This window comes from Cytophaga sp. (assembly GCF_051961495.1).
Lineage (GTDB): Bacteria > Bacteroidota > Bacteroidia > Cytophagales > Cytophagaceae > Cytophaga.
In genome coordinates, this window is record NZ_JBQCDF010000131.1 from 1 (window position 1) to 8,251 (window position 8,251).

7 protein-coding genes and 1 pseudogene are annotated in these 8,251 nt (G+C 38.7%); 3 read left to right on the forward strand and 5 right to left on the reverse strand.

Going from position 1 to position 8,251, the window contains the following annotated elements:
• Together ACTHJT_RS06300 and ACTHJT_RS06305 are read right to left on the reverse strand one after the other, a co-directional pair.
• Positions 1-425, reverse strand: a pseudogene (locus ACTHJT_RS06300) (hypothetical protein); the annotation flags it as partial.
• Between the two features lie 135 nt (positions 426-560).
• On the reverse strand, positions 561-1,436 hold the full coding sequence (locus ACTHJT_RS06305) for an ROK family protein (protein WP_440237152.1): 876 nt from the start codon (positions 1,434-1,436) through the stop codon (positions 561-563).
• Between the two features lie 421 nt (positions 1,437-1,857).
• Here ACTHJT_RS06305 and ACTHJT_RS06310 point away from each other — a divergent pair, with 421 nt between their 5' ends.
• Both ACTHJT_RS06310 and ACTHJT_RS06315 read left to right on the forward strand, forming a co-directional pair.
• Positions 1,858-3,069 carry a pyridoxal phosphate-dependent aminotransferase gene (locus ACTHJT_RS06310; protein WP_440237153.1) on the forward strand — a complete coding sequence of 404 codons (1,212 nt, stop codon included), beginning with the start codon at positions 1,858-1,860 and terminating at the stop codon, positions 3,067-3,069.
• Positions 3,048-4,064: a bifunctional heptose 7-phosphate kinase/heptose 1-phosphate adenyltransferase gene (locus tag ACTHJT_RS06315; RefSeq protein ID WP_440237154.1), complete on the forward strand. Its 1,017-nt coding sequence runs from the start codon at positions 3,048-3,050 to the stop codon at positions 4,062-4,064. Before ACTHJT_RS06310 ends, ACTHJT_RS06315 begins: the two co-directional genes overlap by 22 nt.
• An 83-nt stretch (positions 4,065-4,147) precedes the next feature.
• On the opposite strand, the gene ACTHJT_RS06320 is transcribed toward ACTHJT_RS06315, so the two are convergent.
• From ACTHJT_RS06320 to ACTHJT_RS06330, 3 genes are read right to left on the reverse strand one after another with little or no spacing between them, the layout of a single operon-like run.
• On the reverse strand, positions 4,148-5,752 hold the full coding sequence (locus ACTHJT_RS06320; RefSeq protein WP_440237155.1) for a leucine-rich repeat domain-containing protein: 1,605 nt from the start codon (positions 5,750-5,752) through the stop codon (positions 4,148-4,150).
• A complete protein-coding gene (locus tag ACTHJT_RS06325; RefSeq protein WP_440237156.1) occupies positions 5,753-6,844 on the reverse strand; it encodes a gliding motility-associated C-terminal domain-containing protein in 1,092 nt (363 codons plus the stop codon).
• On the reverse strand, positions 6,841-7,419 hold the full coding sequence (locus ACTHJT_RS06330) for an RNA polymerase sigma factor (RefSeq protein ID WP_440237158.1): 579 nt from the start codon (positions 7,417-7,419) through the stop codon (positions 6,841-6,843). Before ACTHJT_RS06330 ends, ACTHJT_RS06325 begins: the two co-directional genes overlap by 4 nt.
• Before the next feature lie 84 nt (positions 7,420-7,503).
• On the opposite strand from ACTHJT_RS06330, the gene ACTHJT_RS06335 reads away from it, so the two are divergent.
• On the forward strand, positions 7,504-8,251 hold a 748-nt coding region (locus ACTHJT_RS06335; protein WP_440237157.1), incomplete at its 3' end, for a type IX secretion system membrane protein PorP/SprF.

The following is an 8,251-nucleotide window of genomic DNA, read 5'->3' on the forward strand; positions in this document are numbered from 1 at the left end:
TAAGATTCCAGTTCCTTCTTCCATAGTTCCGTGCCATCCTGTACATTATACCCATAGCTGAGTAGTTTTGTAAGTTTAGCAGCTTCGTCGTGGATGACGGAGAGAATAATCAGATCCTTTCCGTTGAAATACATGTCCTTAAACTCTTCAACCGGTGTTACACTGATTGTTTTAGACCACAGCACGGAAAAATTTCCGCCATGGTTGCGCTCCAGTGCGAAGTCTGCTTTCCCGGCAATACCGCCTTTTAGCTTGGCAAGGGTTATAAAATCTCCCCCCTTCAGACGCACAACATCGTTTGCGCCATCTGGTTCGTGAAACGGACTTGCCAATCTGAAATCACTGGATAACTCGATCGATTGCGCAAAAGTGTATCCAGTAAAAAAAGCAAAAAGAATAAACGTAAATAATAAGTTAGTTTTCATAAAAGTTCAGATAATCCCAGATTGAAGTTAGTGAAGAAAGTACAAAGTGAAAAACTATTTCAGGAAAAGAAATCCCGGGCAATGCTCTGTTAACCTGTTAAAAAAGTCAGATGGGGACACTGGCGCAAAAAATACTCAAATACCGATCCAGGCTGCACCCAATACACCGGCACTATCGCCGGTTTTATGCTTTACAATCGGTGTAACCAGCTCATCACTGAAAACATATTTTGCTACCCGTTCAACGCCCTGCGTATAAAGCGGCACATAATTGGACAAGCCTCCGCCGAGAACAATAATATCAGGGTCAATGACCGATATCACATTGGATAATGCCCGTCCGAATTGTTCAAAAAACAATTCCTTGATCTCGAGTGCTTCCGGAAGTTCAGATTCTAAAATATGTATTGCAGGTAAACGTTTGCCTGTGAGGTCAAAATAACGGTTTGAAATACCCGAACCTGAAATATATAATTCAACACAGCCGTTTTTGCCGCAATAGCATTTCGGTCCGTTGGGATCGATGGTCATATGTCCCCATTCTCCGCCCAGCGATTGCAATCCGTTCAAAACATGTTGCCTGATCACAATACCTCCACCGCAACCTGTTCCCATGATTACACCAAAAACTACTGCATGATCTTTTCCTGCACCAATCTTTGCTTCGGCCATGGCAAAACAGTTCGCATCATTTTCAATGGCAACCGGCCGGTTAATCAGTTTTTGCAGATCCTTGTGCAAGGGTTTTCCGTTCAGACAAACGGTATTTGAATTTTTCATCAAGCCTGTTTTCCCTGAAATGCTGCCCGGAGTACCAATACCAAATGTATGAGGTTTATCGCCGATCACGGTTAATGCATTTGAATAACATTCTGCAAGCGTATTCACAATAGCTGCATAGCCACGCTCCTGCAAGGTCAATACACGATTCCGGTATATTTCAAGGCCATCCGGATTCAGAATGATTGTTTCGATTTTTGTTCCGCCTAAATCAATTCCTATTTTAAACATTGCTAGCAGCTTAACGTTATACACAACTGCATAACGTTTATTTACGGTTCTGATAAAAATTATAACACAAGATAATGGAATTTTGATTGCTTTATCACAAAACCAAAATACAAATTTCAGTTCATTGGAAGAGCACTTATCGCCTGCAACTCTACACAATCAGCTGCTGTTTTAATTCAGATTTCTCACATTTATTACCTTTCTGTTTTTCATTGTCCAAACATCCTCTTCTTCCAATTCAGGTAAATCCGCACAAAGTAACTGTAAAGATGTACAAACATCTTTACAAATAACTACTAATCAATATATTAAAATCAAACCATATCATTTATTCTTATAAAACTTTCTGTGCCGGATAGCTGTTAAACCAACAAAAATCCTTAATTTTACACCCGCTTAAAAATTTTATTTAACAAAACTCATGACAACAATTACGAATCCTCAAACGCTTTCAACGGTTGTAAATTCTTTATCAGAATCTGAAACGTTAGCGATGACAAAAAAGGCAAGAGAATTAGCTTCTCAGGGCAATAAGGTAATAAGCTTAAGTGTTGGTGAACCAGATTTCAAAACACCTCAGCATGTTATGGATGCAGCGAAGAAAGCTATTGATGAGGGATATCACTCCTATAGCCCGGTTGCAGGTTTTGCTGATTTGCGTGCTGCTATTGCTGAAAAATTGGTTAAAGAAAATAACATCAAGGTAACGGCGGAAAATATTGTTGTATCAACAGGTGCAAAACAATCTTTAGCAAACGTTATTCAGGCTATTGTTGATAAAGGCCAGGAAGTAATCATCCTTGCTCCATACTGGGTAAGTTATTCTGAAATGGTAAAATTAGCTGAAGGTAAATCAGTAATTTTAACGGGGACAATTGAAAATGATTTCAAAGTTACAGCTGCAGAAATCGAAAAAGCAATTACTCCGAAGACCCGTGCGATCATGTATTCTTCTCCTTGCAACCCTACAGGTTCAGTATATTCTGAAAAAGAATTACGTGCTATCGGTGAGATTTTGAAAAAGAATCCACAGATCGTTGCTATTGCAGATGAAATCTATGAATATATCAACTTTGAAGGTAAGAACTTCAGCTTAGGTTCTATTGATGAAATCAAGGACCAGGTTGTAACTGTAAACGGTTTCTCTAAAGGTTTTGCTATGACCGGCTGGAGATTGGGTTACATTGCAGCAGCAAAATACATTGCAGCAGCAACTGAAAAACTTCAGGGACAGGTTACTTCAGGAACATGTTCGATCACACAGCGTGCTGGTTTGGCTGCCTTACAAGGCGACTTGTCTGCACCGTTGAAAATGAAAGAAGCTTATTTAAGAAGACGTGATCTGATCATTAACTTATTAAAAGAAATTCCAGGTTTGAAAATCAACAAACCAGCGGGTGCTTTCTATATCTTCCCTGATGTAAGTGCATACTTAGGAAAATCAGTAAACGGTCAGGTAATTAAAACGTCAAGCGACTTGTCTATGTTCATTCTGAATGATGCATTTGTATCAACAGTAGGTGGTGATTCATTTGGTTCTCCAAACAACATCCGTATCTCTTTTGCTGCATCAGACGAAAACATCACAGAGGCGATCAAACGTATTAAAGAATGCCTGGCAAAACTAAAGTAATTCAATACCAATCAGCGGAAGACCTTTTTAAGGTCTTCCGTACTTTTAATGTATTGATCATCGGCGATGTGATGATCGATTCTTATTTATGGGGAAAAGTAGAACGCATTTCTCCGGAAGCTCCTGTTCCTATCCTGCAGGTTGAAAAGCGGGAGATCAGACCAGGCGGCGCTGCCAATGTTGCCCTGAATGTAAAATCGCTTGGTGCGAATCCATTGCTTTGCGGTTTGGTTGGTGATGATATTGACGGCTCTAATTTTTTTAAAATCCTGAAAGAAAATAATCTTCCGACTGAAGGCATTGTTTCCAGCAAAGACCGGGTAACAACCATCAAACACCGTATCATCTCAAATGCGCACCACATGCTGCGTGTAGACCAGGAAGACGATCGTGTAACCAACAAATCTGAACTGGAATTACTGAAAGCCCGTATTGATGCGCTTTTGGAAAAAGCACATGTAATCATTTTTGAAGATTACGACAAAGGTGTATTAAGCGAGGAGCTGATTGGCTATGTAACCCAACAGGCCAATGCCAAAGGCATACCAACGGTTGTGGATCCCAAGAAAAGGAATTTCCTGCATTATAAAAACTGCAGCTTATTTAAACCCAACCGCAAGGAATTAAAAGAAGGCATTAAAACGGATGCCAATTTAAACAACAGCAAAGAACTGGAAATAACCGTTGACGCATTGATGAATATTTTGTCCTGCGACAGTGTATTAATAACCTTATCCGAGAAAGGTGTTTACTGGACAGATAAACAGGAACACCTGCATATCCCTGCACACCATAGGGAGATTGCTGATGTTTCTGGTGCCGGGGATACCGTTATTAGTGTCGCGGCATTATGCGCGGCTGCACACACACATCCGGCTGTTCTGGCAGCGCTTTCAAATCTTTCAGGTGGTCTGGTATGTGAACAGGTTGGTGTAGTCCCTATTGATAAAACAATTCTGCAGCAGGAAGCTGAACGCTTACAAATTATTAAATAAAGTATTCTGAATAAAAAAGTCTCCCGACCCCGATAACCATCGGGGTCGGGAGACTTTTTTATTTATAACGACAACTTAACTACCTAATACAAAACACTGATGTAAACTTTGTCTTTGCCGCCATTAATCACAACAATATAATAGCCCTGCGCTACCAATCCGTTTGCCGCATAGCCATTCCATTCATAAGGCAGCGTAACCCGCTTTACTTCTTTCCCATTTTTATCATAGATCACCGCTGAGCCGGTACCTGACAGCAGATAGGTATCCATGTCGCCATCATCATTGGGTGTTATAAATACTTCTTTGCAATCAGCATGCGGCATTTCAAGTGTTTTTGCATAATCCAATGTACAACCAGGAGCAAAATTAATCTGAAGTGCATAGGCTGTATCATTCAAACCTTTGATGTTATTGAATGGATAAATTTCAATGATGCCTTGTGAAAGGCTTTTTAGCTGGTAGGTTGTACCGGAAGGAACATATCCCTGTACTTGTATGTGCACACTGCCTGAGCTGCCACAATCAGGCTTTTCAGCTGTATAGGTAACCGCTGCAGATGAAGGACAAACATTAAAATGTACAACAATGGAATCTGTATTCAGTGTAAGCGCCGGTATAGACGGATGTGTAAGCTTTGCATACACATAGCGATATGATTGGATAGATTCTGTTATAAGCGTACTATCCTTACCGGCATTTGCTAATGTGCTGCCGTTTTCAAGAAATACATAATTTACTCCCGATACAGTCCTGTCAATATGAGTACTCACATATACATCCGCTGCAAAATATGCTTCGATTGTGTCCACCGGAAGTGTGCGCATGGGTGTTACATCAAAGTTGGTAGAAAAGCCTGCAATGGTTGTATAAGGCAACAGATCTTCAAAAGAGAAATAATTATTATACAGCTTCACGTCTGTTAATCCACTCATATCTGACAGATCAGGACCTTGTGTTAAATAATTATTATCTAAAGCTAAGATTGCCAGTTGCGTATTCTTTTTCAGATTCGGAGTCACTATCAGTTTATTCTTTCCTGCATTCAGACGGGTAAGCGCGGTAAGGTTCGACAGATCGGGTAAAATAGCAAGCTGGTTTGACCAGCAGATCAATTCCTGCAGATTTATATTCTGACTCAAATCAGGCAAAGCTGTTAATTGATTTTCGCCTACATCCAGTTTTAATAAAGATGGCACTCCAGCCAGGCTTGTTATATCTGTAATCTTATTTTTTGAAATAATGATCTCTTCTATGATCGGATTATTGCCGAACAAAGGCATTAGCGTCAATTGATTTTCATAGAGCAATACTGTCTTTAAATTTTTTATACCTCTGAAATCAGGCGCTGCAGTTAATTGATTAGTATACAAATGTACCGTCTCCAAAGCAGTCATCGGCAATAAAGATGGTATGGAAACGATTTGATTATTTGCAAAATTAATCTTTGTTATCTGGGAGAAATATTGAACACCTTCCAGGTTAGTTATATTACAATTCTGGCATGAAAGATTACTGGTAACCAATGCTGCCTTACTAATGATCAGCTCGTCTGTATTATTATCAATTGTCTGCGGAAAATTCGTTTTTAAAAAACTTAAAAATGCAGGATCAGGAATAGGCACGGTTTGTGCCTGCCCTGAGAAGGAAACAAAAAGAACAACTATATATAAGAGAAACTTTTTCATTTACTGTACAATCGTAACAGAACCTTTTTTACTTGTTCCATCTGTATACTTAATCACAAAGATATAATAACCAGGCAGAATTTGATTATTTAATCCGGTACCAGTCCATTCATTGGATGCATGGGCCTCTAAATTTGCCTGATAGTACAATACTCCCCCTTTATTATAAATTTCTATTTTACCAGAAGTACTATGGGGCTCAATTATCCAGGTTTCTCCAACGAAAGGATTAAATGAATAATCCTTCGGACAATCCTTCTCTGTGATTTCAATGGCAGGATATATTTTCTGACACCCGTTTTTATCGGTTATATAAACCTGATAAATACCTTTAACTAATTCTCCATTACGAACAGCTTCTTTATGTGTATCGATAATAGAAACCACATATGGTTTTACACCGCCCTGTATGTTATGTACCAATATGTTTCCGGCGGCTTCATGTAAACAGGTTGCTGTTGTCCCCACATCTGCCTTGATTGCAATTCCAGCACACACGTCTGTAGTTTCGTAGGTTTCAACGCTTTTACCAGGATGTGCTGCGTCAAGCGCTTTAACCGTATCCGGCGAAACTTTAGCAGTATTATATTCTTTATTTAATTGGTGTTGCTCTTCGATCAATTGCACATCCTGTTTACGCAGATATGTTGGTTCAGGTGTTTGTGTCTGATAACTTTTTTCAGATATTGCCGGCAGCATGGCATTTATTTTTTCTTTTTCTGAAAAAATACCGCCTTCTTGCGTCTGTTGCTCTTCGGATTGTTTCGGAGATGGATCAGCCTTTTTATTATTTGCATATACCAGTACAGCAACTGTAGTTCCGATTGCGGCTACCAGAGCAAGTGCTGCATATACATATTTTTTATATAATGTTTGTTTAACAGTTTTGACTCTTTCTTCAGCTAAAATATTTTTTACTGATAACAAACGGTTTTCGATGATCAACGCATTTGCCAGCTTGTGCTTTTCCAGCTGCTCAGCAAGATTGTTATTTGTTGAAAGTTCCTTTTCAAATGCTGCCTGTTCCAAGGAAGACATTTCGCCATTCAAATAAGCTTCAATCTGATCATATGTAAATGCACTAAAGCTCATTTGTTCTTTAATTGATTTATAAGAGAAGGATTTTCTTCAATCTGTTTTAATAATTTTTCTTTACAACGCTTCAATTGCATTTTAACAGCAGCAACCGAATTCAATTCCATCCGCAACATGATATCTTCAAGCAACAAGCTGGAATAAGTGGTATAGGTCATTAACTCAATGCATTTCTCACCTATGGGTGAAAATAATTTCCGGATAATATTTTCATCCGGATTTGGGATAGTCTCATTTGTTGTTTCATGTACCATGAGATAATCCAAATTTTCAATCCCGTCAACAAATTTAATTCTATTGTTCTTCTTTGCCTTGTTCATCCACTTGTATAAAGAGATTTTATACAAATAGCCGAATACTTTATATTTCTCATCAAAAGAGTCCTGCATGATCTGTTTATAGAACAAAAGTAATGTATCCTGAAACACATCAGAAGCATCATCTTTCGTTCCTGAATTACGGACAATATAATACTCTACGAGAGGATATACCTTTTTATATAAAACAGGCACAACCTCCCGATCCTTTCCTGATTTAATCAGGGAGACTATATTCTCTTCCTTAACGATCACTCTATTCAAAATACATCCCTAAAATAAATAAGTAACGGAATTTAAATAAATTAATATATTTTTGACGTTCCTGTATTCGCATTCATGAATTTGATCCGCATAACGTATTTGAGTTTATTAAGTACCTGTCTGGCACTACCTGGCTTTAGCCAGCATGCGGCGGTCTATCCGGATATTTTTGGCGCGTATTTCAACAATATGGCTTTAATTTCTCCTGCCTATGTTCCTGAAGAAGTTAAAATGAACCTTAGCCTTTCTTATAAAACACGTACAGGTGCTTTAAATAAGATATCGACATTAAACTTTGCCTTCACAAGAGTATTCAATGTAAGTAAGCCCAACAACCACGTGCTTCGTCTGTATTTTTACAATGAAAAAGACGGACCATATATTCACAAACCCCGTGCTTATGCAAACTATGCCTATAAGATCAAGCTTGCTGAAAATACATACGTATCAACCGGAATTGCGTTAGGTTTTGCTCAAACCGGGTTTACAGCTCCTTCAGCTACAGCCAATGGCAATTCCATTTCCCCGGATGGTTCTTTAGGCATTACGTTTACCCATAAAAAACTCAACATTGGGTTCGCAACTTGTCAAATGTTTAACTCCGCAGTAAATCCTGTTGTTGCTCCAATTACTTATAAGAGATATTTTAATTCTTATATCAATTACGACTTCAGGCTTTCTCCGTTTGTAATGCTTAAATCCGGCTTTTTATGGCGCGCTCTTCCAACCATGCAGGATGATCTGTGTCTCTTCGGCATGTTCGAATACAAACAGTTGATCAGCCTTGGCAGTTGTTACAATTATTCAAAAAGTTTAAGTTTTG

Bases quoted from the DNA above. Each gene is read 5' to 3' on its own strand.
- ACTHJT_RS06305 (WP_440237152.1), bottom strand. From the start codon at position 1,436: ATGTTTAAAATAGGAATTGATTTAGGCGGAACAAAAATCGAAACAATC.
- ACTHJT_RS06310 (WP_440237153.1), top strand. From the start codon at position 1,858: ATGACAACAATTACGAATCCTCAAACGCTTTCAACGGTTGTAAATTCT.
- ACTHJT_RS06315 (WP_440237154.1), top strand. From the start codon at position 3,048: ATGCCTGGCAAAACTAAAGTAATTCAATACCAATCAGCGGAAGACCTT.
- ACTHJT_RS06320 (WP_440237155.1), bottom strand. From the start codon at position 5,752: ATGAAAAAGTTTCTCTTATATATAGTTGTTCTTTTTGTTTCCTTCTCA.
- ACTHJT_RS06325 (WP_440237156.1), bottom strand. From the start codon at position 6,844: ATGAGCTTTAGTGCATTTACATATGATCAGATTGAAGCTTATTTGAAT.